The sequence below is a fragment of the Pseudomonas sp. ES1 genome (assembly GCF_050586605.1).
In the GTDB taxonomy this organism is placed as follows: domain Bacteria; phylum Pseudomonadota; class Gammaproteobacteria; order Pseudomonadales; family Pseudomonadaceae; genus Aquipseudomonas; species Aquipseudomonas sichuanensis.
In genome coordinates, this window is the sequence record NZ_JBOBDM010000064.1 from 1 (window position 1) to 22,333 (window position 22,333).

Genomic DNA, 22,333 nt, shown 5'->3' on the forward strand with positions numbered 1-22,333 from the left:
CCCAATTGCATCACCCGTGGGTCTTGCCCAACAACGCGTGATACAACTCTGTATCCCCCAAAATCCCCACCAGCTTGTCGTTCTCCTGCAGCACCAGCTTGTTGCCGGTCTGGTAACGAATCTGCAGCGCTTCGCGCATGCCGATGTCGGCGTGCACCACGGTCGGCCGGCGATCCAGCCCTTCCACCGCTTGCCCCGGCACCCAGTTCTGCATGTCCAGCCCGTTCTGCCCCTGGCGAGCACGCTTGATCGAGTTGCCTTCACCCAGGTCCAGCCACGAATCGCCGCCCGGGTCCAGGCACACCGAGCCATTGACCCGTTTGCACTTGTCCAGGGTGCGCATCAGGCTGCGGCCGCACAGCACGTTCAGCGGGTTGGTGTGGGCGACGAAGGTCCGCACGTACTCGTCGGCCGGGTTCAGCACGATCTCCTCGGGCTTGCTGTACTGGATGATCCGACCGTCCTTCATGATGGCGATGCGGCTGCCCAGCTTCAGGGCTTCGTCCAGGTCGTGGCTGACGAACACGATGGTCTTGCTGAGTTTGCTTTGCAGGGCCAGCAGCTCATCCTGCAAACCTTGGCGGATCAGCGGGTCGAGGGCCGAGAACGGTTCGTCCATCAGCAGGATGTCGGCGTCCATCGCCAGCGCCCGGGCCAGGCCCACGCGCTGCTGCATGCCGCCGGAGAGCTCGTCGGGCTTCTTGTTGCGCCATTGGGTCAGGCCCACCAGCTCCAGCTTCTCGTCCACCAGCTTGCGCCGCTCCTTCTCTGGGCGGCCCTGCATTTCCAGGCCGAAGCTGATGTTCTCGCGCACCGTCAGCCAGGGCATCAGGGCGAATTTCTGGAACACCATGGCGATGCGCTTGGTGCGCATCATCTTCAGCTCCGCAGGGGTGCAGTGGGCGATGTCGATGTGCTTGCCTTCGTGCTCGACGAACAGCTTGCCGCGGCTGACGGTGTTCAGGCCGTTGATGCAGCGCAGCAGGCTCGACTTGCCCGAGCCGGACAGGCCCATGAGCACGCAGATCTCGCCCTTGTTGATGTCCAGGTTGGCCTTCTCGACACCGACCACCAGGCCGGTCTGCTTGAGGATCTGTTCGCGGGTCTTGCCTTCGTCCAGCAGCGACAGCGCCTCGCGCGGCTTGTTGGAGAAGATGACGTCGACGTCTTCGAAACGAATGATGCTCATGCCTCACCCCTTACCGGCAGTTCCGGTTGCTTGCAGATACGGTCCAGCATGATCGCCAGCAGTACGATTGCCAGGCCCGCTTCGAAGCCGAGCGAGATATCGGCGGTGTTCAGTGCGTTGACCACAGGTTTGCCCAGGCCGTCGGCGCCCACCAGGGCAGCGATCACCACCATCGACAGCGACAGCATGATGCATTGCGTCACGCCGGCGGCGATGCTCGGCATGGCGTGGGGCAGTTCGATGCGGGTCAGCAGCTGGCGGCGCGAGCAGCCGAAGGCCTTGCCGGCGTCGAGCAGCTCCTGCGGCACGTCGCAGATGCCCAGGTAAGTGAGGCGGATGGGGGCGGCGATGGCGAACACCACCGTCGAGATCAGCCCCGGCACCACGCCCAGGCCGAACAGGGTCAGCGTGGGGATCAGGTACACGAAGGTGGGTACGGTCTGCATCAGGTCCAGCACCGGGCGCATGCCGGTGTAGAACATCGGCTTGTGTGCGGCGACGATGCCCAGCGGCACGCCGATGGCCACGCACACCACGGTGGCGAAGCTCACTTGTGCCAGGGTTTCCATGGTTTCCTGCCAGTACCCCAGGTTGAGGATCAGCAGGAACGACAGGGCGACGAATACGGTAAGGGCCCATTTGCGCTGGATCAGGTGCGCGAGGGCGGCGAACAGGGCGATGAGCACGAAAGGGTTGAACCAGGTCAGGGCGCCGGTGACCCCATGAATCATGAATTCCAGGCCCTTGGCGATGGCGTCGAAGTAATCGGCGCCATTCTGGGTCAACCATTCGACGAATGAGGCGATGTACTGCCCCAGGGGTATTTTCTGATCGATAAGCATGATAGCGAGCTTCCACCTGCAAAGATTGAAATCAGTTCGGGGTGGGCACGGTCCCACCCCGCGGTGTTGCCAAAGCGTCTTGCGTTATTGCGTCAGTTTGGCCTTGGCCGCCTCAAGGCCGGGTTTGCCATCCACGGTCGTCACCCCTGCCAGCCAGGTGTCGAGCACTTGCGGGTTGTTCTTCAGCCACGCCTTGGCGGCTGCGTCGGCTTTCATCTTGTCGTCCAGGACCTTGCCCATCAGCTCGCTTTCCATGTCGAGGGTGAACGACAGATTCTTCAACAGCTGGCCCACGTTGCTGCATTCCTGCGCATAGCCTTTGCGGGTGTTGGTCAGCACGGTGGCCTTGCCGAAATCGGGGCCGAAGAACTCATCGCCGCCGGTGAGGTACTTCATGGCGAAGCGCTTGTTCATCGGGTGCGGTTCCCAGCCCAGGAACACCACCGCCTCACCGCGTTTCTGCGCCCGGTCGACCTGCGACAGCATGCCCGCCTCGCTGGACTGCACCAGCTTGAAACCGGCTGCCTTGAGGCCGAAGGCGTCCTTGTCGATCATGCTCTGGATGGTGCGGTTGCCGTCGTTGCCCGGCTCGATGCCGTAGATCTTGCCTTGGAGTTCCTTCTTGAACTTGGGGATGTCGCTGAAGTCCTTCAGGCCCTTGTCATACAGCGCCTGGGGCACCGCCAGGGTGTACTTGGCGTTCTCCAGGTTGGCGCGCACGGTTTCGACGGTACCGGCATCGCGGTACTGCTTGATGTCGTTTTCCATGGTCGGCATCCAGTTGCCGAGGAACACGTCGAGGTCCTTGCCCCCGGCCAGCGACTTGTAGGTCACCGGTACCGAGATCATGTTGGTGTGGGTCTTGTACCCCAGGGCCTCGAGCACCACGCTGGTCATCGCGGTGGTCACGGTGATGTCGGTCCAGCCGACGTCGGAGAACCGTACCGTCTGGCACTGTTCGGGTTCTGCAGCCTGGGCCAGCAATGGAGCGGACAACATCGCAACCAGCAACAGCGAGGGTGAAGCTTTCATAGGTGGACTCCTGTGATTTTATCTTCGGGTTCGCGGGGGCCGTCGGCGCTTTCTAGGGTGCCGATCAGCCAGGCCTGCAGAGGGCAGGATGCGAGGCCGTGCAAAACGAGTCGCTTTCGATAATCCTCCAGCGTTCGGCAATCGCCTACTGGTGGCGTCGTATCCAGTACAGGACGGGTCGCATCCAGTACGGGCAATGTCGCAACTGGATTTTTCCACCCCCGTGCCCGGGTTTTTACGCCGTCCGAGCGCTGCAAAACGGCGCGAACCGGACCGGATCAGTGCGGCGCAGGCGGACAAAAGTACGTCGGTTGCAGACGGCGAGGGGGTGGGCAAAAGCCCGATGATGCGAGCATTCCAAGGCGGCTCGACGCTTCAGCCTAGCAGTTGTGCAAGGCGGCGTTTGGCGCGACCAGGCAAGCCCATCAAGAGGTGAAGCGACAATGGCCATCAGCGTGTTCGACCTGTTCAAGATCGGTGTCGGGCCTTCCAGCTCCCACACCGTCGGCCCCATGCGCGCCGGCGCGCTGTTCGTCCAGGGCCTGCGCCAACGCGGCGAGCTGGATCAGGTGCGGCGCATCGAAGTGCGCCTGTATGGCTCGCTGTCGGCCACCGGTGTCGGGCACGGCACCGACAGCGCCACCATCATGGGCCTGATGGGCGAATGGCCCGACGCCATTGACCCGAGCCAGATCACCCCACGCATCGCCGACCTGCGCGAAACCAACGTGCTCAAGCTCGACAACCGCCTGCCCATCGAATTCGTCTGGGCCCGCGACATGCTGCTGCTGGACGAGAACCTGCCGTACCACCCCAACGCCATGACCCTGGTGGCCGAAGGCGAGGGCGGCGAACTGCACCGTGACACCTATTACTCGGTGGGCGGCGGTTTCGTGGTCGACGCCGCCCAGGCCGCCAGCGGCGTGCTGGACGCCGACCAGACCGTGTTGCCCTACGATTTCAACAGCGCCGCCGAGCTGCTGCACCTGTGCAAGCAAAACGACCTGCGCGTGTCGCAATTGATGCTGGAGAACGAAAAGGTCTGGCGCAGCGAAGAAGAGATTCGCGCCGGCCTGCTCAAGCTCTGGAGCGCCATGCAGGAATGCGTGAACAACGGCCTCAAGCACGAGGGGACGTTACCCGGCGGGCTCAATGTGCGCCGCCGCGCCGCCAAGCTGCACCGCAGCCTGCAGGAGATCGGCAAACCCAACGTCATCGGCTCGACCATGAGCGCCATGGAGTGGGTCAACCTGTTCGCCCTGGCGGTCAACGAAGAAAACGCCGCCGGCGGGCGCATGGTGACCGCGCCCACCAACGGCGCGGCGGGGATCATCCCGGCCGTGCTGCACTACTACATGCGTTTCTCCGACGTGGTGGACGAGTCCAACGTTGTCGACTTCTTCCTCGGTGCGGCAGCCGTCGGCATCCTGTGCAAGAAGAACGCGTCGATTTCCGGCGCCGAAGTCGGCTGCCAGGGCGAGGTCGGCTCGGCCTGCGCCATGGCCGCCGCGGGCCTGGCCGATGTGCTCGGTGCCACCCCGGCGCAGTTGGAGAACGCCGCCGAGATCGCCCTGGAACACAACCTCGGGCTGACCTGCGACCCGGTCGGTGGCCTGGTCCAGGTGCCTTGCATCGAGCGCAACGCCATCGCTGCGGTAAAAGCGATCAACGCCGTGCAGATGGCCCTGCGCGGCGACGGCGAACACTTCATCTCCCTCGACCAGGTGATCCGCACCATGCGTGACACCGGTGCCGACATGCACGACAAGTACAAGGAAACCTCGCGCGGGGGCCTCGCGGTCAGCGCCATCGAGTGCTGATGCGCCGTTTCTGCCCGTGCCTGGCCGCTGCGCCACATTTTGGCGCAGCGCTTGTCATCTACCGGTTGTCGGCTGTCGTTACCGGTAGCGTCGTTGTCGGTGACACTTAAGTTTGTCGCATCTGGGCAACCTTCCCAGCAGTGCTACCGAACTGCTCAGTCGTTACACCTGAAGGCGCTGGCGCGCCGGTTTGCGATTAGGTCTACGCTCGATCCAGAGCCCGCTGCACGCCGCTTTTCGACGTCGTTTTTGGGTTTTGTTGGATACGTGTTCAATTTCAGGCATGCCATTTGCGTTGAGATTGGCAAAGCCCCTGCATACGAAACGGGGCCATTACAAGAACAGTGCTCGCCTGAGGCACACCCTGCATTGTGTGAGGAGAAATCGCGATGACGTCGTACACCTCCGGGACCCCAACCCAGAACCGCACAGCACCCCAGTCCATTGGTTTTCTCCTGTTGGACAACTTCACCCTCATTTCCCTGGCGTCGGCAGTCGAACCCCTGCGCATGGCCAACCAGCTGTCCGGCCGTGAGCTGTACCGCTGGCACACCCTGACCGCCGACGGCGGCCAGGTGTGGGCCAGCGATGGCCTGCAGATCACCCCCGACGCCGCCATGCACAGCGCCCCGCCGATCGACACCGTGATCGTCTGCGGCGGCGTGGGCATCCAGCGTACCGTCACCCGTGAGCACGTCACCTGGCTGCAGGCCCAGGCCCGTCAGTCGCGCCGCCTCGGCGCGGTGTGCACCGGCAGCTGGGCGCTGGCCTGCGCCGGCCTGCTCGACGGCTTCGATTGCAGCGTGCACTGGGAATGCCTGGCCGCGATGCAGGAGGCCTACCCGCGGGTGAACATGAGCACCCGCCTGTTCACCCTCGACCGCAATCGCTTCACCAGCTCCGGCGGCACCGCGCCGCTGGACATGATGCTGCACCTGATCAGCCGCGATCACGGCCGTGAACTGTCGGCGGCGATTTCCGAGATGTTCGTCTACGAGCGCATCCGCAACGAACAGGACCACCAGCGCGTGCCGCTCAAGCACATGCTCGGCACCAACCAGCCGAAGCTGCAGGAAATCGTCGCGCTGATGGAGGCCAACCTGGAAGAGCCGATCGACCTCGACGAGCTGGCGGTGTACGTGGCGGTGTCGCGGCGCCAGCTCGAGCGCCTGTTCCAGAAGTACCTGCACTGCTCGCCGTCGCGCTACTACCTCAAGCTGCGCTTGATTCGCGCACGGCAACTGCTCAAGCAGACCCCCATGTCGATCATCGAGGTGGCCTCGGTGTGCGGCTTCGTTTCCACCCCGCACTTCTCCAAGTGCTATCGCGAGTACTTCGGCATTCCGCCGCGTGACGAGCGTGTGGGCTCCAACACCACCCAGCAGGTGGCGATGATGCCGATCCCGCAGGCAATGGCCCTGTCGCCGCACAGCGGCCCGCTGGCGGCGCTTAGCCAGGCGCGCAACGAGTCGACCTTCGCCAGCGTCAGGCTCTGACACCGCGTCGCTTTTTTCGCGGGTGAACCCGCTCCCACAGGTACTGCACCCTCTTCAAGAGCGATGCAGCACCTGTGGGAGCGGGTTTACCCGCGAAAAGGTCAATGGAAATTGGACGTCAGGCGCGCTTGCTGTACTGCGCCAATGCCGGCAGCAACTGCTTGTCGATGGCCTGGCGCACTGCCGGGAGAATGGTCGCGCTGCCGGTGTACATCTGCTCCACCATGCCCTTGAGGGCACGGGCATTGGGCTCGGTCAGCCCCCTTACCACCACCTCGCAGGCCTGCTCGGCGCTGGCGCCGGCCGGAATGTCGAAGCCCCGCGAGCGCAATTGGCCCAGCAGGTCATCCTGATCGATCAAATCCGCATGCATCATGGCTGTAATCCTTCTGCTGCTGTTGTTTGCGACCGATTCTGTGACCAAGCCGACCACCCGGCAAGGGCAGACTGTCGCGATGGCCGCTTTGGCTAAGAACAGGTCGTTTACGGCTAAATTGCCCAGGACAGAAGCCAGCAAACTGAAGTCATTCACGGCACCGAGGGTTTGGTCACCCTCACTTCTCGCACAGTGGATGTTGCTCGCTCTTGGCCCCGCAAGCTCACGGCTTTGCGGGGTTATTTTTTGGCCACGAGCGATGGCTTGTTCCGGCTATCCAGGCAGTGCTATCAGCCGGCCTGCGAATTCGGCGTCAGGCAGATCCTGCTGCCCAAGCGCAATCGCGCGTAGCAACTCGACACTGCGCTCCCCGAACGGCGCCGACTTCGGCCCCGCCAGGTCCACATGCAACAACATCTGCTCACTGGCTGCCAGCGCCTCGTCGAACCCTGCCCGGTGCAGGCTGTGGTACAGGTGCAGGCGCTTCTTGTCGAAGCCAATGATCTGCGTCTGCACCCACACCTCGGTATCCAGCTTTACCTCGTGCAGGTAGTTGATATGCGCCTCCAGGGTGAACAGCGAATGCCCGCTCTGCCCCCGCGCATCGGCATCCAGGCCGATGCGCTCCATCAGCGCGTCGGTGGCGTAGCTGAAGATCAGCAGGTAGTAGGCGTCGCGCAGGTGGCCGTTGTAGTCGACCCAGTCGGGCAGCACGGCTGTGCGATAGGTGGTCAGTGCGGGCATCGTCGTCTCCTCAGTCGCCGAAGGCCATGCCGTGCTTGGCCTTGCTGTTCTTCACCGCTTCGAGCACCGCCAGCAGGGTGTCGTCACGGTAGCGTTCCAGCGCCGCGATGCTGCGCTCGCCCAACTGCTCCGAAGTACCGTCGACCACATCGTCGATCAGTTTGTCGGTCAGCTCCGGCGCCGGCAGGTAGGTCCAGGGCAGTTGCAGCGCCGGGCCGAACTGGGCCATGAAGTGGCGCATGCCGGCATCGCCCCCGGCCAGGGTATAGGTGAGGAAGGTCCCCATGAACGACCAGCGCAGGCCTGCGCCAAAACGGATCGCATCGTCGATTTCGCCGGTGCTGGCGACGCCGTCGTTGACCAGGTGCAGGGCTTCGCGCCACAGCGCTTCGAGCAGGCGGTCGGCGATGAACCCTGGGACTTCCTTGCGCACATGCAGCGGGCGCATGCCCAGCGCGGTGTAGATGGTCTTGGCCGCCTCGATGGCCTCCGGGCTGGTGTTGCGCCCGCCAACGATTTCCACCAGCGGCAGCAGGTACACCGGGTTGAACGGGTGGCCCACCACGCAGCGTTCGGGATGGCTGGCCGACTCGTAGAACTCGCTGGGCAACAGGCCCGAGGTGCTGGAGCCGATGATCGCGTTCGGCTTGGCGGCCGCGCTGATCCTGGCGTGCAGGTCGAGCTTGAGGTCCAGGCGTTCGGGCGCGCTTTCCTGGATGAAGTCGGCGTCGCGCACGCATTCTTCGATGGTGCTCACGAACTTCAGGCGGCCCTGTGCGGCGCCGGGGGCCAGGCCTTGTTTCTCCAGCGCCGGCCAGGCGTTGGCGATGCGTTTGCGCAGGGCGGCTTCGGCACCGGGCGCCGGGTCCCAGGCGACCACGTCCAGGCCGTGGGCCAGGGCACGGGCGACCCAGCCGCTGCCGATGACGCCGCTACCCAGGGCGGCGAAGGTCTTGATGTCGGTGATAAAAGGCATATCTGACTCTCACTGAAAATTTCATGGCTGGGCGCAGGCCCTGTGGGCTGGTTTTATCCGCGACGCTTGAGGTTCATTTTTTCGCGGCCTTCGGCCGGGGTGAGCACGCGGCCACCGAGGCGCGAGATGATCTCCACCGCGCGCTCCACCAACTGGCCGTTGCTGGCCAGCACACCGCGGTCCAGGTACAGGTTGTCTTCCAGCCCGACTCGCACGTTGCCGCCCAGCAGCACCGCCTGGGCGGCCATCGGCATCTGCATGCGGCCGATACCGAAGCCGGCCCAGGTGACGTCGGCGGGCAGGTTGTCGACCATGGCTTTCATCGTCGTGGTGTCGGCCGGCGCGCCCCACGGGATGCCCAGGCACAGCTGGAACAGCGGGTCGTGCAGCAGGCCTTCCTTGATCATCTGCTTGGCGAACCACAGGTGGCCGGTGTCGAAGATCTCAAGCTCCGCTTTGACGCCCAGCTCGGTGATGCGTTTGGCGCCGGCGCGCAGTTGCGCCGGGGTGGACACGTAGATGGCGTTGCCGTCGCCGAAGTTGAGGGTGCCGCAGTCCAGGGTGCAGATTTCCGGCAGCAGCGCCTCGACGTGGGCCAGGCGCTCCAGCGGGCCGATCAGGTCGGTGCCGGCGCCGAACTCCATGGGCGTTTCGCCCGGGCCGATCTCCAGGTCGCCACCCATGCCGGCGGTGAGGTTGACGATGATGTCCACGTCGGCTTCGCGGATGCGCTCCATCACTTCGCGGTACAGCGCCACGTCGCGGCTGAAGCGGCCGGTCTGCGGGTCGCGGACGTGGCAGTGGACCACGGTGGCGCCGGCCTTGGCGGCTTCCACGGCGGCTTCGGCGATCTGTTTCGGGGTGACCGGGACCAGGTGGCTCTTGGCGACCGTGTCGCCAGCGCCGGTGAGGGCGCAGGTGATGATGACGTCGTGGTTCATGGGGTTGTTCCTTGGGGTGTCGGTGTTGGCCTTTTCGCGGGTAAACCCGCTCCCACAGGGGCTGTAGAGGCCTGTGGGAGCGGGTTTACCCGCGAAGAGGCCGGATCAGTTGGCAGTGAGCTTGAGGTTGTCGGCGGCCGGCTTGCCGTCGAAGGTGGTCACACCTTGCAGCCAGCGGGCCTTGTCCTCGGGGTGGTCCTTGAGCCACTGGCGGGCCGATTCCAGCGCATCCTTGTGGTCGAGCAGCGGCTGCATCATGCGGCTCTCGTCCTCGGCGCTGAAACTGAGGTTGGTCAACAGGCGATGGGCGTTGGGGCACCGTTCGGCGTAATCCGGCGCAGTCACCGTCCACACCGTGGCGCGGCCTTCGTCCGGGCCGAGGGCGTCCTGGCTGTCGCCCAGGTAGACCATGTCGATATTCACGTTCATCGGGTGTGGCGCCCAGCCGAAGAACACCACCGCTTCGTTGCGCCGCACGGCGCGGTCGACCGCGGCGAGCATGCCGGCCTCGCTGGACTCGACCAGCTGGAACTTGCCCAGGTCGAACTGGTTCTTGGCGATCATCGCCTTGATCTGGGTGTTGGCGCCGGAACCCGGCTCGATACCGTAGATCTTGCCGCCCAGCTCTTTCTGGAACTTGTGGATGTCGGCGAACGTCTTCAAACCCTTGTCGGCGAGGTATTTCGGTACCGCCAGGGTAGCGCGGGCATCCTCCAGGCTTGGCTTGTCGAGCACCTTGACCTGGCTGGCTGCCACGAACGGGGTGATGGTCTGGGTCATGATCGGGTTCCAGTAACCCAGGAACATGTCCAGGCGCTTGTCGCGGATGCCGGCGAAGATGATCTGCTGCGAGGCGCTGGTCTGCTTGGTCTGGTAGCCCAGGCCATCGAGCAGCACCTGAGCCATGGCGCTGGTGGCGATCACGTCGGTCCAGTTGACCACGCCCAGGCGCACGTCCTTGCAGGCGGCGGGTTCGGCGGCGAACAGGGGGGTAACTACGGTGGTGCTGAGCGCGAGGGACAACAGGCTGCGGCGGATAAAGCGTTGCATGGTGGCTCTCCATCGGCAGTGCATATTGTTATGGGTTCCGGCCTCTGCGGGCCGTGAGAACACGCTACGCTGGTGACGGGGTGGGAAATCGCACCCTGGCGACCAACACTTGCACGCAGGCGACCACTTTTTGTGGGGAGCATGGGATGTCCCAAACGCTGCATTTCCTCTTGTTGCCGGGCTTCTCGGCCATGGGCTTCATCAGCGCCATCGAGCCGCTGCGGGTGGCCAATCGCTTTCGCGGCGCGCTGTACCAGTGGCGCGTGCTCAGCCTCGATGGCGGGGCGGTGCAGGCCAGCAACGGCATGTCGGTGAATGCCGATGGCGCGCTGGGTGAAGGCGAGCAGGTACGCCTGCTGCTGGTGGTGGCCGGCTTCGAGCCGCTGGCCTGCTATGGGCCGGCACTGCAGCAGGCGCTGCGCCGTCTTGACCATGAAGGCGTGGTGCTGGGCGGCATCGACACGGGCGCCATGGTGCTGGCCGAGGCCGGCCTGCTCGATGGCTATCGCGCCACCCTGCACTGGGAGGCGCTGGAGGCCTTCAAGGAGCGATATCCGCGCCTGCAGGCGACCCAGGAGCTGTTCGAACTCGATCGCCGGCGCATCACCTGTGCCGGCGGCACCGCGTCCATCGACCTGATGCTCGACCTGATCGCCCAGGCCCATGGCAGCGAGCTGGCGGTGCAGGTGTCCGAGCAGTTCGTGCTCGGCCGCATCCGCCCGCGCCAGGACCACCAGCGCATGCAGATCGCCAGCCGCTATGGGTTGCGCAACAAGAAGCTGGTGAAGGTGATCGGCGAAATGGAGCGCAACACTGAGCTGCCGCTCAACACCCAGGTACTGGCCGAGGCGATACAGGTCACCCGGCGCCAGTTGGAGCGGCTGTTCCGTCTGCACCTGGACGACACACCCAGTGGTTTCTACCTGCGCTTGCGCCTGGACAAGGCCCGGCAGCTGTTGCGCCAGACCGACATGAGTGTGCTGGAGGTGGCGGTTGCCTGCGGCTTCGAGTCGTCGTCGTACTTTACCCGCTGCTACCGGGCACGCTTCGAGCGGTGCCCGCGGCAGGACCGCCAAGTGGCGGGCGCCGATTACCGCCCGCTGAATGCATAGGGCGCACTTCCCGATTATTGTCAGACCGATAGTCCAATAGCGTAGGCAATCCATAAACGAACCAAGGATTGTCACGATGTCTCCTACGCATGGATTCAGCAAATACCTGTTCAGCTCGCTGGCGCTCGCCTCGATGCTGGCGCCCTGGCAGGCCCATGGCGCTGTGCCAGGTTGCGAAAGCACCAGCACCGATCTGTATCAGGACTACTACCAGCCCGGCTGGAACCAGCTGGCCGACTACCCCGATGGCCGGCAGAAGATGATCATCGCCTCCGACCCCCAGGCGTTCCGCTACATGAGCCAACGTTTCGATGAGTACGTCGAGGAGATCGACTCGGCCGGCTGGCACAAGACCGCGCCGGTCTATGAGGCAATCGCCCGCGAGCGTGACGTTCCCTACCATGTGCCGGTGGTGGTCAACGGTGACATCACCGAATACGGCCATGGCAACGAACGCTCGGCGATGCAGGCGATGTTCCGCAAGATGGCCAACGGTGTTGGCGGCCCGCTGCTGCTGCCGGGGCTGGGCAACCACGACTATGAAAACAACGTTGACGACTGCAGCAACAATGGCTGCGCCCGCGACGCCGTCTGCGACCACATCGCCTGGGTCAAGGCCATGGATCCGGTCAACGATTTCGACTATCGCTACCAGAACAACACACACTCGGGCTCGTTGTCCTACTCGGTCACCGTGGGCCGTGTGCGCATCATCCAGTTGAACAACGAACCGACCTATGAGCGCCAGTGGAGCACCGGTGGCGGATGGAGCATGAAACCCAAGCGCCATTTCAACATCACCCGCTCGCTGCAGTGGTTGAAAGGCCAGCTTGAGGACGCCACCGCACGGGGCGAGGTGGTCATCGTCAACATGCATATCTCGGAATACTGGGTGGACGAGGAGCAACGTTACTGGGAAGTGCCGAAACTGCTGGAAGCCCATAACGTGGCCGCAGTGTTTTCCGGTCACCTGCACTCGAACGTAGGCAAGTACCACGCTGGCTTTGGCAAGGTGCCGCACTTCAAGTCCGGCGCCTTGAACGCGGGTACCTACCTGCGGCTGACCTTCGACTGGAACAGGCAGCAGTTGCAGGTCGATGTGGTGAGCATGGATGGGAGCTTCGACGAAAGCACGGTGATTGACCTGAACCGTCGCGGCGCCTGATCAAGCCTTCGCGGGGCAAGCCCGCTCCCGCATGGATCGCGCTAACTTCGAGGCAGCATCGTACCTGTGGGAGCTGGCTTGCCAGCGATGAGGCCAGCACTGACAACATAAGACAGTTGCTCCCACAGCGGACGTGCAAGTTCATTGTGGGGGCCGGCTCTCACAGAGGCTCTGCCCGCCTGATTTACTGCTGACCGATGGTCTGCAGATATTCCGACCGCTCATCGCTACGCTGCGCCACGCAGGTGTTCCAGGAGGCTTCGAAGGCCTTGCTGCCGGGTTTCTCGGCATAGGTCTCGACCTTGCAGTCGGCATCGCGCAGCTGGGCCCAGAGTTTTTCCGCAGCCTCCATCTTGGCGCTCAGCGCCGCGGCCTTGTCGTTTTCATCCGCATACTGGTCGCGAATGCGCTGGATCAGGTCGTCATAGGCGGCCTTCAACTCGCGCTCGGCGGTCTGCTTGTTGTAGGCCGCGCAGGCATAGCCCTGCTGGTCGGTCTCGACGTTGTCGCAGGGCGTGCTTTCTTCCTCGGCGGCCTGGGCGCCGCACGCGACGGCCAGCAGGACCAGCCATGCCATTGATTTCATCCGTTTTCTCCTGAGCAGGCTGACGAATCGCAGGGATTCTCGCTCAGCCTCGAGCGCGGCGATAGCTCCCTGACGAAATGTTCATCAAAGCCTTACAAAAGCCGTTGTCGAGACTGGCTCTCATCTGCGAGGTGCAGGCCAGAGCGTGCCGTTTCGGCCTTTGACGCTTTCGGCAAACCCCCTGTCGTTTTTGCATCGGGGCGCCTCGGGCGGCAGGCATATGCTGGCCCCAAAGCGCCGACACAAGGTTTGGCGCCAGCAAACTCAATAAAAGGGGACAGCCTGATGAGCCCAGCCGAACTTCACGCCGACAGCATCGTCATCGACGGTTTGATCATTGCCAAGTGGAACCGCGAGCTGTTCGAAGACATGCGCAAGGGCGGGCTGACCGCGGCCAACTGCACCGTGTCGGTGTGGGAGGGCTTCAAGGCCACCGTCGACAACATTGCCTCCAGCCAGAAGCTGATCCGCGACAACAGCGACCTGGTGATGCCGGTGCGCACCACCGCCGATATCCGCAAGGCCAAGGAACTGGGCAAGACCGGCATCCTCTTCGGCTTCCAGAACGCCCATGCGTTCGAAGACCAGATCGCCTATGTAGACGTGTTCAAGCAGCTGGGCGTGGGCATCGTGCAGATGTGCTACAACACCCAGAACCTGGTCGGCACCGGCTGCTACGAGCGTGACGGCGGCCTGTCGGGCTTCGGCCGCGAGATCGTCGCCGAAATGAACCGCGTCGGCATCATGTGCGACCTGTCCCACGTCGGCTCCAAGACTTCCGAAGAAGTCATCCTCGAATCGAAGAAACCGGTGTGCTACTCGCACTGCCTGCCGTCGGGGCTCAAGGAGCACCCGCGCAACAAGTCCGATGCAGAGCTCAAGTTCATCGCCGACCACGGCGGTTTCGTCGGCGTGACCATGTTCGCGCCGTTCCTGGCCAAGGGCATCGACTCGACCATCGACGATTACGCCGAAGCCATCGAGTACACCATGAACATCGTCGGTGAAGACGCCATCGGTATCGGCACCGACTTCACCCAGGGCCACGGCCAGGACTTCTTCGAATACCTGACCCACGACAAGGGCTACGCCCGTCGCCTGACCAACTTCGGCAAGATCATCAACCCGCTCGGCATTCGTACTGTCGGCGAGTTCCCCAACCTCACCGAGACCCTGCTCAAGCGCGGCCATTCCGAGCGCGTGGTGCGCAAGATCATGGGTGAGAACTGGGTCAATGTCCTCAAGGATGTGTGGGGCGAGTAAGCCGCACTCCAAGCCTGAAAACCCCGGCCAGCAACGCCGGGGCCTCCCAATAAAAATTTTCTGGAGTTGAGTTTCCATGGCCAAGATCGCCCCGCAATTGCCAATCGAAGTCGACAGCGAGACCGGTGTCTGGACCAGCGACGCCCTGCCGATGCTCTACGTGCCACGGCATTTCTTCGTCAACAACCACATGGGCATCGAGGAAGTGCTGGGCGCCGACGCCTATGCCGAGATCCTCTACAAGGCCGGCTACAAGTCCGCCTGGCACTGGTGCGAGAAAGAAGCCGAGTGCCATGGCCTGGAAGGCGTGGCGGTGTTCGAGCACTACATGAAGCGCCTGAGCCAGCGTGGCTGGGGCCTGTTCAAGATCCAGGACATCGACCTGGATAAAGGCACCTGCAGCGTCAAGCTCGAGCACTCGGCGTTCGTCTATGTCTACGGCAAGGTTGGCCGCAAGGTCGACTACATGTTCACCGGCTGGTTCGCCGGCGCCATGGACCAGATTCTCGCTGCCCGCGGCAGCTCGATCCGCACCGTGGCCGAACAGGTCTATGGCGGGTCGGAAGAAGGCCACGAAGATGGCCTGTTCGTTACAAAGCCGTTGTAAGCCGGAGATAGCGTCATGGCCTTCGAAGCAATGTTCCAGCCGATCCAGATCGGCAAACTGACCATCCGCAACCGTGTGCTCAGCACCGCGCACGCCGAGGTGTATGCCACCGACGGCGGGATGACCACAGACCGCTATGTGAAGTACTACGAAGAGAAGGCCAAGGGCGGCATCGGCCTGGCGATCTGCGGCGGCTCGTCCGTGGTGGCCATCGACAGCCCGCAGGAGTGGTGGTCGTCGGTCAACCTGTCGACCGACCGCATCATTCCGCACTTCCAGAACCTGGCTGACGCCATGCACAAGCATGGCGCCAAGATCATGATCCAGATTACCCACATGGGCCGTCGCTCGCGCTGGGACGGTTTCAACTGGCCGACCCTGATGTCGCCGTCGGGTATCCGTGAACCGGTGCACCGCGCCACCTGCAAAACCATCGAAGTGGAAGAGATCTGGCGCGTCATCGGCAACTACGCGCAAGCTGCGCGCCGCGCCAAGGAAGGCGGCCTGGACGGTGTCGAGCTGTCGGCGGTGCACCAGCACATGATCGACCAGTTCTGGAGCCCACGGGTCAACAAGCGTACCGACGAGTGGGGCGGCACCTTCGAAGGCCGCATGAAGTTCGGCCTGGAAGTGCTCAAGGCCGTGCGCAAGGAAGTCGGTGACGACTTCTGCGTGGGCATGCGCATCTGCGGCGATGAATTCCACCCCGATGGCCTCAGCCACGAGGACATGAAGCAGATCGCCGCCTACTACGACGCCACCGGCATGCTCGATTTCATCGGCGTGGTCGGCTCGGGCTGCGACACCCACAACACCCTGGCCAACGTCATCCCCAACATGAGCTACCCGCCGGAGCCCTTCCTGCACCTGGCCGCCGGCATCAAGGAAGTGGTCAAGGTCCCGGTGCTGCACGCGCAGAACATCAAGGACCCGAACCAGGCCACGCGCATCCTGGAAGGCGGCTACGTGGACATGGTGGGCATGACCCGCGCCCACATCGCCGACCCGCACCTGATCGCCAAGATCAAGATGGGCCAGGTGGACCAGATCAAGCAGTGCGTCGGCGCCAACTACTGCATCGACCGCCAGTACCAGGGCCTGGACGTGCTGTGCATCCAGAACGCCGCCACCTCCCGTGAATACATGGGCGTGCCGCACATCATCGAGAAGACCACCGGCGCCAAGCGCAAGGTGGTGATCGTCGGCGCCGGCCCTGCCGGCATGGAGGCCGCCCGCGTGGCCGCCGAGCGTGGCCACGATGTCACCGTGTTCGAGAAGAAAGAGCAGATCGGCGGGCAGATCACCATCGCCGCCAAGGCCCCGCAGCGCGACCAGATCGCCGGCATCACCCGCTGGTACCAGCTGGAGTTCGCCCGCCTGAAGATCGACCTGCGCCTGGGTACCGCCGCTGACGTGGCGACCATCCAGGACCTGCGCCCGGACATCATCGTGCTGGCGGTGGGCGGCCATCCGTTCGTCGAACAGAACGAGCACTGGGGCGCTGCCGAAGGGCTGGTGGTGAGCAGCTGGGACGTGCTCGACGGCAAGGTCGCACCGGGCAAGAACGTGCTGGTGTACGACACCATCTGCGAGTTCACCGGCATGTCGACGGCGGACTTCATCGCCGACAAGGGCAGCCAGGTCGAGATCGTCACCGACGACATCAAGCCGGGCGTGGCCATGGGCGGCACCAGCTTCCCCACCTACTACCGCAGCATGTACCCCAAAGAAGTGATCATGACCGGCGACATGATGCTGGAGAAGGTCTACCGCGAAGGCGACAAGCTGGTGGCGGTGCTCGAGAACGAGTACACCGGCGCCAAGGAAGAGCGGGTGGTGGACCAGGTGGTGGTGGAGAACGGCGTGCGTCCCGACGAGCAGCTGTACTACGCGCTCAAGGACGGTTCGCGCAACAAGGGCCAGATCGACGTCGAGGCGCTGTTCGCCATCAAGCCGCAGCCGATCCTCAGCCAGCCGGGCGAGGGCTACCTGCTGTACCGCATCGGCGACTGCGTGGCCCAGCGCAACGTGCATGCGGCGATCTACGACGCCTTGCGCCTGTGCAAGGATTTCTGATCGTTAACAGTCGCCGCCACTGAGCGCGGCCCCTGTGGGAGCGGGTTTACCCGCGAATGCGTCAGCGCTGACAACGCCGTTGCCTGACCGGACGCATTCGCGGGTAAACCCGCTCCCACATAGGGCCAGTCTCGTGCTCAGGGCAGCGCAAGAATCCAGCTGTTGTGGGAGCCTCCCATGTTGAACACCCTTCTACCCATCCTGCTGTTCACCGCGCTGGCCCTGGCGGTGCTCGGCGCCCTGCGCCGGGTGCGCATGTGGCGGCGCGGGCGGCCGAGCCAGGTCGATCTGATCAAAGGCCTGCTGGCCATGCCACGGCGCTACCTGGTGGACCTGCACCACGTGGTCGAGCGCGACAAGTACATGTCCAAGACCCACGTGGCCACTGCCGGCGGCTTCGTGCTCTCGGCCGTGCTGGCGATCCTGGTGCACGGCTTCGGCCTGCAGAGCAAGATACTCGGCTATGCCCTGCTGGTGGCCACGGTGATCATGTTCACCGGTGCCCTGTTCGTCTTCAAACGCCGCCTCGATCCGCCTTCGCGCCTGTCCAAGGGCCCGTGGATGCGCCTGCCCAAGAGCCTGCTGATGTTCGCGGCGAGCTTCTTCATCGCCACGCTGCCGGTGGCCGGCATCCTGCCGCAAGGCACCGGTGGCTGGGTGCTGGTGGCAGTGCTGGGCGTCGGTGTGCTGTGGGGCGTGTCCGAGCTGTTCTTCGGCATGACCTGGGGCGGGCCGATGAAGCACGCCTTCGCCGGCGCCCTGCACCTGGCCTGGCACCGCCGCGCCGAGCGCTTCGGCGGCGGCCGTTCCACCGGCCTCAAGCCGCTGGACCTGGAAGACCCGAACGCGCCGCTGGGCGTGGAAAAACCGGTGGACTTCACCTGGAACCAGTTGCTCGGTTTCGATGCCTGCGTGCAGTGCGGCAAATGCGAAGCCATGTGCCCGGCGTTCGCCGCCGGCCAGCCGCTGAACCCGAAAAAGCTCATTCAGGACATGGTCATCGGCCTGGCCGGTGGCACCGACGCCACGTTCGCCGGCAGCCCCTATCCGGGCAAGCCGATCGGTGAACATGGCGGCCATCCGCACCAGCCGATCGTCAACGGCCTGGTCGATGCCGAAACCCTGTGGTCGTGCACGACCTGCCGCGCCTGCGTGGAGGAGTGCCCGATGATGATCGAGCACGTCGATGCCATCGTCGACATGCGCCGCCACCTCACCCTGGAAAAGGGCGCCACCCCGAACAAGGGCGCCGAGGTGCTGGACAACCTGATCGCCACCGACAACCCCGGCGGTTTCGCCCCCGGCGGGCGGATGAACTGGGCGGCCGACCTCAACCTGCAACTGCTCAGCGATGTGCAGCGCACCGAAGTGCTGTTCTGGGTGGGCGATGGCGCCTTCGACATGCGCAACCAGCGCACCCTGCGCGCCTTCGTCAAAGTGCTCAAGGCCTCCGGCGTGGACTTCGCCGTGCTTGGCCTGGAAGAGCGCGACAGCGGTGACGTGGCCCGTCGCCTGGGTGATGAAGCGACCTTCCAGCACCTGGCCAAACGCAATATCCAGACCCTGGCCAAGTACCAGTTCCAGCGCATCGTCACTTGCGACCCGCACAGCTTCCATGTGCTGAAGAACGAATACGGTGCCCTTGGCGGCGACTACCAGGTGCAGCACCACAGCACCTACATCGCCGAACTGATCGCCGCGAACAAGCTCAACCTTGGCCAGCACAAGGGTGGCAGCGTCACCTACCACGACCCGTGCTACCTGGGCCGTTACAACGGCGAGTACGAGGCCCCGCGCGATGTGCTCAAGGCCCTGGGTATCGAAGTGCGCGAGATGCAGCGCTCGGGCTTCCGTTCCCGTTGCTGCGGCGGTGGCGGCGGTGCGCCGATCACCGACATCCCGGGCAAGCAACGTATCCCCGACATGCGCATGGACGATATCCGCGAGACCGAGGCAGAACTGGTGGCCGTGGGTTGCCCACAGTGCACGGCGATGCTCGAAGGCGTGGTCGAACCGCGCCCACAGATCAAGGACCTCGCCGAGCTGGTCGCCGATGTGCTGATCGAAGACGAAGCTCCGGCGAGCGCCAAGTCGCCAGCCAGCAAACGTGAACCTGCGGAGGTGCACTGATGAGCGACATCATCCGCCGCGACCCACGCGCCGAGTGGATCGCCCGTAACCGCCTGCACCCGCTGCATGCAGCGATGCAGACGCAACAAACCAGCTGGATGGGCCCCAACGGCCTGATGCGCAAGAACCCCCATGCGATCGCTGCCGGCTTCATCGGCCCCAGCGGCCTCAAGCGCATCGACCGCAGCGGCGCCCAGCAGGGCACCGGTGTCGGCGGGCGGCGCACGGCCGCCGCCGAGGTGCAGCTGCCGCTGCATCAGGTGGCCGAGCCGGCGTTCTACATCGCCGTGGTGCCGGACATGGTCGGCGGTCGCCTCACCAGCCACGACCGCGACCTGCTCGGCCTTGCCCACAGCCTGGCTGGCAGTGACGGCGCGGTGCTGGCCGTGGTGTTCGGCGAGCACAAGGAAAGCAACTTTTCCACAGCCGGCGTTGATCGCCTGCTGGTTATCGAGGGCGAGGCCTTCGAAGGTTATGCACCGGAGCAACTGGTCCAGGGCCTGCGGGCTGTGGATAACCAGTTCGCGCCGCGCCACTGGCTGTTGCCCGATAGCCGCAGCGGTGGCGGGGAACTCGGCCGGCGCTTCGGCGCGGCCCTGGGCGAACGCCCGGCGACGCGGGTATGGCAGGTCAAGGACGGCCAGTGCATCGGCCGTGCCGGCGCCGGCCAGCAGGATATCCAGCGCGACGTGCCACGCTTGATCCTGGCAGCTGCCGAATGCGCAGAGCCTGTGAGCGAAACCCGCCACGAAGCCCTGCCCGTGGAGTTGTCCACAGGCGTGGCGCGCAGCCTGTCGCGCATCGAGGACCTCGGCTCGGTGGCCGTGGACCCGGCCGCCATCGCCATGGCCGAGGCCGAGTTCATCGTCTCTGGCGGCAACGGCGTCAAGGACTGGGAGCTGTACCACCAGGCCACCAAGGCCCTCGGTGCCACCGAAGGCGCCTCGCGCGTGGCGGTGGACGACGGCTTCATGCCGCGCAACCGCCAGGTGGGGGCCACCGGCACCTGGGTCACGGCGCGGGTCTACGTGGCTGTGGGTATCTCTGGCGCGATCCAGCACCTGCAGGGCATCGGCGCCTGCGACAAGGTGGTGGCGATCAACATGGACCCGGGCTGCGACATGATCAAACGGGCCGACCTGTCGGTGATTGGCGACAGCTCGGCGATTCTCAAAGCACTGATCGAGGCTGTGGACAACTACCGCAGCGGCGGCCAGCGCGACGCGGCATAAGGGCACGAGCATGAGTACGAAAGTGATCAGCCTGGTATCCATAGGTGCCCACCCAAGCTCGGGCCGCGCCCGCCGCGCCGAGCAGGATGCGCGTGCCGTGGAACTGGGCTTGCAGTTGGCTGGGGATAACTTGCAGGTGGTGCATGCCGGTGATCCCCACGAAGAGGCCTTGCGTGCCTACCTGGGCATGGGGCTGGAGCACCTGGATGTACTGGAGCAGCCCGCTGGCGCCGATGTACTGGGCGTGTTGGGCGACTACCTGCGCGATGCCGGCGCCCAGTTGGTGCTGACCGGCAGCCAGGCGGAGACCGGGGAAGGCTCGGGCATGCTGCCGTTCCTGTTGGCCGAGAAGCTCGGTTGGCCGCTGGTGGTCGGGCTGGCCGAGGTGGAGTCGATCGACAACGGTACCGCCCAGGTGCTGCAAGCCCTGCCACGGGGCCAGCGGCGTCGTTTGAAAGTGCGCCTGCCCTTGTTGGCAACTGTGGATAACGCGGCGCCCAAGCCCCGCCAGAGCGCCTTCGGCCCGGCGCGGCGCGGGGTGCTGGCGCCCTTTGATGTGGCGGTGGTGGACGACCCGGTACTGGGTGATGACGCCCTGCAGCCAGCGCGGCCACGGCCCAAGCGGCTCAAGGTGATCAAGGCCAAGAGCGGTGCCGACCGCATGAAGGCCGCCACGGCCAAGGCCAGTGGCGGCGGGGGCAAGGTGCTGAAGGATGTTTCGCCACAAGAAGGCGCCGAGGCGATCCTCAAGCTGCTGGTGGAGGAGGGGGTCTTGCGCTGAGCAAACCCTGCCATTCAAGCCCTGCTTCCACAGGATTGCGCAGCGTTCGGCCTGGCGCTAACCCTGTGGGAGCGGGTTTACCGGAGTGCCGGACCACCGCGAACACCGGCGAAGCCGGTGCCATCCACCGCATCGCCTGCTTCGCGGCTAAAGCCGCTCCCACAGGGTGCGCATGCCCACTGTGAGTGCACGGCGAAAAATCTTACCCCCGAAATCTGTTCGCCAAGCTGTGGACAAAGTGTTTGCGCAATGCTGCAGCCCTTTGAAATCAACGGGTTCAAGGGGTTGATCAATTTGTGATCAGTCGTTGATTTCATCTTCAAGACCCGAACCCGCAAAACTGCTCACAATCGCTGTTGGCCGGTATGTGGATAACGTGTTCGTCCATTACTGCAGGCCTTGAGTTTACTGGCTTACAAAGAATTGATCGTTTTTTGATCTATTACCGCTAAAGTCAGGTAAACCCGCTGATTATCTGGGCTTTCAGGACTTTTCCACAGCCAGTTTTCGGCCAGCCAGGTTTTCCCACATTCTTTGTTGGTGGCTCTGTGGACAATGTGTTTGCAGAGGGCTGTGAGCCTTTGTGCATGAGGGCTGTAGAGATTTGATCAAAAAATAGCCAATTCATCAGGGGTGTGACGACGCTGACCTGTCAGCCGTTGTGCACAGCGTCAGCCTGCTGGTCTGTGGATAACCAATTCCACGTACCTGTCCTTTTTGCCAGTATCCACTCGCGTTCCAGGCGATCAGCCGTGACAAGCGCAATGCAGAACACGCGAAGAGCCGCTGGGAACGACTCTGCTTGGGCGGCCTGTCGGCGTCAAATGCTGGAGTGATGCGCGCACCCACGGCATATCGCATGCACCTGTACTTGGGGAAGGGGGGAGGTCGCAGGTCTGGGCCTGGCCTGAGTGC

Annotated in this window: 19 protein-coding genes; 10 read left to right on the top strand and 9 right to left on the bottom strand. The window is 64.1% G+C overall.

The window, feature by feature from the left end; translation table 11 throughout:
• Positions 1 to 10 precede the first annotated feature (10 nt).
• From choV to ACQ4N9_RS22270, 3 genes are all read right to left on the bottom strand, one after another.
• Positions 11 to 1,189 (bottom strand): choline ABC transporter ATP-binding protein, encoded by a 1,179-nt coding sequence (gene choV / locus ACQ4N9_RS22260; protein ID WP_125462259.1) that lies wholly within the window; start codon positions 1,187 to 1,189, stop codon positions 11 to 13.
• Complete coding sequence (choW, locus tag ACQ4N9_RS22265) at positions 1,186 to 2,034, bottom strand: choline ABC transporter permease subunit (RefSeq protein WP_178125776.1); 849 nt, start codon at positions 2,032 to 2,034, stop codon at positions 1,186 to 1,188. The genes choV and choW overlap by 4 nt, the downstream gene beginning before the upstream one ends.
• An 81-nt stretch (positions 2,035 to 2,115) precedes the next feature.
• Positions 2,116 to 3,063, bottom strand: coding sequence for a choline ABC transporter substrate-binding protein (locus tag ACQ4N9_RS22270; protein ID WP_390966276.1), 948 nt, complete (start codon positions 3,061 to 3,063; stop codon positions 2,116 to 2,118).
• A 443-nt stretch (positions 3,064 to 3,506) separates the two neighbouring features.
• Here ACQ4N9_RS22270 and ACQ4N9_RS22275 point away from each other — a divergent pair, with 443 nt between their 5' ends.
• Both ACQ4N9_RS22275 and ACQ4N9_RS22280 read left to right on the top strand, forming a co-directional pair.
• Positions 3,507 to 4,883, top strand: coding sequence for an L-serine ammonia-lyase (locus tag ACQ4N9_RS22275; protein WP_390966274.1), 1,377 nt, complete (start codon positions 3,507 to 3,509; stop codon positions 4,881 to 4,883).
• 389 nt (positions 4,884 to 5,272) lie between these two features.
• Complete coding sequence (locus tag ACQ4N9_RS22280; protein ID WP_110992254.1) at positions 5,273 to 6,379, top strand: GlxA family transcriptional regulator; 1,107 nt, start codon at positions 5,273 to 5,275, stop codon at positions 6,377 to 6,379.
• A 118-nt stretch (positions 6,380 to 6,497) separates the two neighbouring features.
• Here ACQ4N9_RS22280 and ACQ4N9_RS22285 read toward each other — a convergent pair whose 3' ends face one another.
• The 5 genes from ACQ4N9_RS22285 to choX all read right to left on the bottom strand — a co-directional run bounded on the left by ACQ4N9_RS22285 (position 6,498) and on the right by choX (position 10,466).
• Positions 6,498 to 6,755: a hypothetical protein gene (locus tag ACQ4N9_RS22285; RefSeq protein ID WP_125462261.1), complete on the bottom strand. Its 258-nt coding sequence runs from the start codon at positions 6,753 to 6,755 to the stop codon at positions 6,498 to 6,500.
• A 273-nt stretch (positions 6,756 to 7,028) separates the two neighbouring features.
• A complete protein-coding gene (locus ACQ4N9_RS22290; RefSeq protein WP_390966272.1) occupies positions 7,029 to 7,499 on the bottom strand; it encodes a thioesterase family protein in 471 nt (156 codons plus the stop codon).
• 10 nt (positions 7,500 to 7,509) lie between these two features.
• Entirely contained in the window at positions 7,510 to 8,475 is a 966-nt protein-coding gene (locus tag ACQ4N9_RS22295) for an L-carnitine dehydrogenase (RefSeq protein ID WP_125857142.1), read from the bottom strand.
• Positions 8,476 to 8,528: 53 nt separating this feature from the next.
• Positions 8,529 to 9,416: a 3-keto-5-aminohexanoate cleavage protein gene (locus tag ACQ4N9_RS22300; RefSeq protein ID WP_110992258.1), complete on the bottom strand. Its 888-nt coding sequence runs from the start codon at positions 9,414 to 9,416 to the stop codon at positions 8,529 to 8,531.
• A 105-nt stretch (positions 9,417 to 9,521) separates the two neighbouring features.
• A complete protein-coding gene (choX, locus tag ACQ4N9_RS22305) occupies positions 9,522 to 10,466 on the bottom strand; it encodes a choline ABC transporter substrate-binding protein (protein WP_390966269.1) in 945 nt (314 codons plus the stop codon).
• A 146-nt stretch (positions 10,467 to 10,612) separates the two neighbouring features.
• Here choX and ACQ4N9_RS22310 point away from each other — a divergent pair, with 146 nt between their 5' ends.
• Positions 10,613 to 11,578, top strand: a complete 966-nt coding sequence (locus ACQ4N9_RS22310; RefSeq protein WP_390966267.1) for a GlxA family transcriptional regulator — start codon at positions 10,613 to 10,615, stop codon at positions 11,576 to 11,578.
• Positions 11,579 to 11,654: 76 nt separating this feature from the next.
• On the top strand, positions 11,655 to 12,743 hold the full coding sequence (locus tag ACQ4N9_RS22315) for a metallophosphoesterase (RefSeq protein WP_390966264.1): 1,089 nt from the start codon (positions 11,655 to 11,657) through the stop codon (positions 12,741 to 12,743).
• A 184-nt stretch (positions 12,744 to 12,927) separates the two neighbouring features.
• Here ACQ4N9_RS22315 and ACQ4N9_RS22320 read toward each other — a convergent pair whose 3' ends face one another.
• On the bottom strand, positions 12,928 to 13,329 hold the full coding sequence (locus ACQ4N9_RS22320; protein ID WP_125857144.1) for a lysozyme inhibitor LprI family protein: 402 nt from the start codon (positions 13,327 to 13,329) through the stop codon (positions 12,928 to 12,930).
• A gap of 285 nt (positions 13,330 to 13,614) precedes the next feature.
• Between ACQ4N9_RS22320 and ACQ4N9_RS22325 the strand changes: the two genes are divergently transcribed.
• The 6 genes from ACQ4N9_RS22325 (at position 13,615) to ACQ4N9_RS22350 (ending at position 21,418) form a co-directional block, all read left to right on the top strand.
• Positions 13,615 to 14,592: a dipeptidase gene (locus ACQ4N9_RS22325; RefSeq protein WP_139667934.1), complete on the top strand. Its 978-nt coding sequence runs from the start codon at positions 13,615 to 13,617 to the stop codon at positions 14,590 to 14,592.
• A 76-nt stretch (positions 14,593 to 14,668) separates the two neighbouring features.
• Positions 14,669 to 15,199: a DUF5943 domain-containing protein gene (locus tag ACQ4N9_RS22330; protein WP_110992263.1), complete on the top strand. Its 531-nt coding sequence runs from the start codon at positions 14,669 to 14,671 to the stop codon at positions 15,197 to 15,199.
• A 15-nt stretch (positions 15,200 to 15,214) separates the two neighbouring features.
• The gene (dgcA, locus tag ACQ4N9_RS22335) at positions 15,215 to 17,275 is read left to right on the top strand and encodes a dimethylglycine demethylation protein DgcA (protein WP_125462269.1); all 2,061 of its coding nucleotides are present in this window, start codon (positions 15,215 to 15,217) and stop codon (positions 17,273 to 17,275) included.
• Positions 17,276 to 17,452: 177 nt separating this feature from the next.
• Positions 17,453 to 19,405, top strand: coding sequence for a dimethylglycine demethylation protein DgcB (dgcB, locus tag ACQ4N9_RS22340; RefSeq protein WP_390966261.1), 1,953 nt, complete (start codon positions 17,453 to 17,455; stop codon positions 19,403 to 19,405).
• A complete protein-coding gene (locus tag ACQ4N9_RS22345; RefSeq protein WP_390966259.1) occupies positions 19,405 to 20,637 on the top strand; it encodes an electron transfer flavoprotein subunit alpha/FixB family protein in 1,233 nt (410 codons plus the stop codon). Before dgcB ends, ACQ4N9_RS22345 begins: the two co-directional genes overlap by 1 nt.
• A gap of 10 nt (positions 20,638 to 20,647) precedes the next feature.
• Positions 20,648 to 21,418: an electron transfer flavoprotein subunit beta gene (locus ACQ4N9_RS22350; RefSeq protein WP_390966257.1), complete on the top strand. Its 771-nt coding sequence runs from the start codon at positions 20,648 to 20,650 to the stop codon at positions 21,416 to 21,418.
• Positions 21,419 to 22,333: the final 915 nt, after the last annotated feature.

Excerpts from the sequence above, each read along its gene's own strand:
- choV (WP_125462259.1), bottom strand. The coding sequence starts at position 1,189 with ATGAGCATCATTCGTTTCGAAGACGTCGACGTCATCTTCTCCAACAAG.
- ACQ4N9_RS22270 (WP_390966276.1), bottom strand. The coding sequence starts at position 3,063 with ATGAAAGCTTCACCCTCGCTGTTGCTGGTTGCGATGTTGTCCGCTCCA.
- ACQ4N9_RS22275 (WP_390966274.1), top strand. The coding sequence starts at position 3,507 with ATGGCCATCAGCGTGTTCGACCTGTTCAAGATCGGTGTCGGGCCTTCC.
- ACQ4N9_RS22280 (WP_110992254.1), top strand. The coding sequence starts at position 5,273 with ATGACGTCGTACACCTCCGGGACCCCAACCCAGAACCGCACAGCACCC.
- ACQ4N9_RS22285 (WP_125462261.1), bottom strand. The coding sequence starts at position 6,755 with ATGATGCATGCGGATTTGATCGATCAGGATGACCTGCTGGGCCAATTG.
- ACQ4N9_RS22290 (WP_390966272.1), bottom strand. The coding sequence starts at position 7,499 with ATGCCCGCACTGACCACCTATCGCACAGCCGTGCTGCCCGACTGGGTC.
- ACQ4N9_RS22295 (WP_125857142.1), bottom strand. The coding sequence starts at position 8,475 with ATGCCTTTTATCACCGACATCAAGACCTTCGCCGCCCTGGGTAGCGGC.
- ACQ4N9_RS22300 (WP_110992258.1), bottom strand. The coding sequence starts at position 9,416 with ATGAACCACGACGTCATCATCACCTGCGCCCTCACCGGCGCTGGCGAC.
- choX (WP_390966269.1), bottom strand. The coding sequence starts at position 10,466 with ATGCAACGCTTTATCCGCCGCAGCCTGTTGTCCCTCGCGCTCAGCACC.
- ACQ4N9_RS22310 (WP_390966267.1), top strand. The coding sequence starts at position 10,613 with ATGTCCCAAACGCTGCATTTCCTCTTGTTGCCGGGCTTCTCGGCCATG.
- ACQ4N9_RS22315 (WP_390966264.1), top strand. The coding sequence starts at position 11,655 with ATGTCTCCTACGCATGGATTCAGCAAATACCTGTTCAGCTCGCTGGCG.
- ACQ4N9_RS22320 (WP_125857144.1), bottom strand. The coding sequence starts at position 13,329 with ATGAAATCAATGGCATGGCTGGTCCTGCTGGCCGTCGCGTGCGGCGCC.
- ACQ4N9_RS22325 (WP_139667934.1), top strand. The coding sequence starts at position 13,615 with ATGAGCCCAGCCGAACTTCACGCCGACAGCATCGTCATCGACGGTTTG.
- ACQ4N9_RS22330 (WP_110992263.1), top strand. The coding sequence starts at position 14,669 with ATGGCCAAGATCGCCCCGCAATTGCCAATCGAAGTCGACAGCGAGACC.
- dgcA (WP_125462269.1), top strand. The coding sequence starts at position 15,215 with ATGGCCTTCGAAGCAATGTTCCAGCCGATCCAGATCGGCAAACTGACC.
- dgcB (WP_390966261.1), top strand. The coding sequence starts at position 17,453 with ATGTTGAACACCCTTCTACCCATCCTGCTGTTCACCGCGCTGGCCCTG.
- ACQ4N9_RS22345 (WP_390966259.1), top strand. The coding sequence starts at position 19,405 with ATGAGCGACATCATCCGCCGCGACCCACGCGCCGAGTGGATCGCCCGT.
- ACQ4N9_RS22350 (WP_390966257.1), top strand. The coding sequence starts at position 20,648 with ATGAGTACGAAAGTGATCAGCCTGGTATCCATAGGTGCCCACCCAAGC.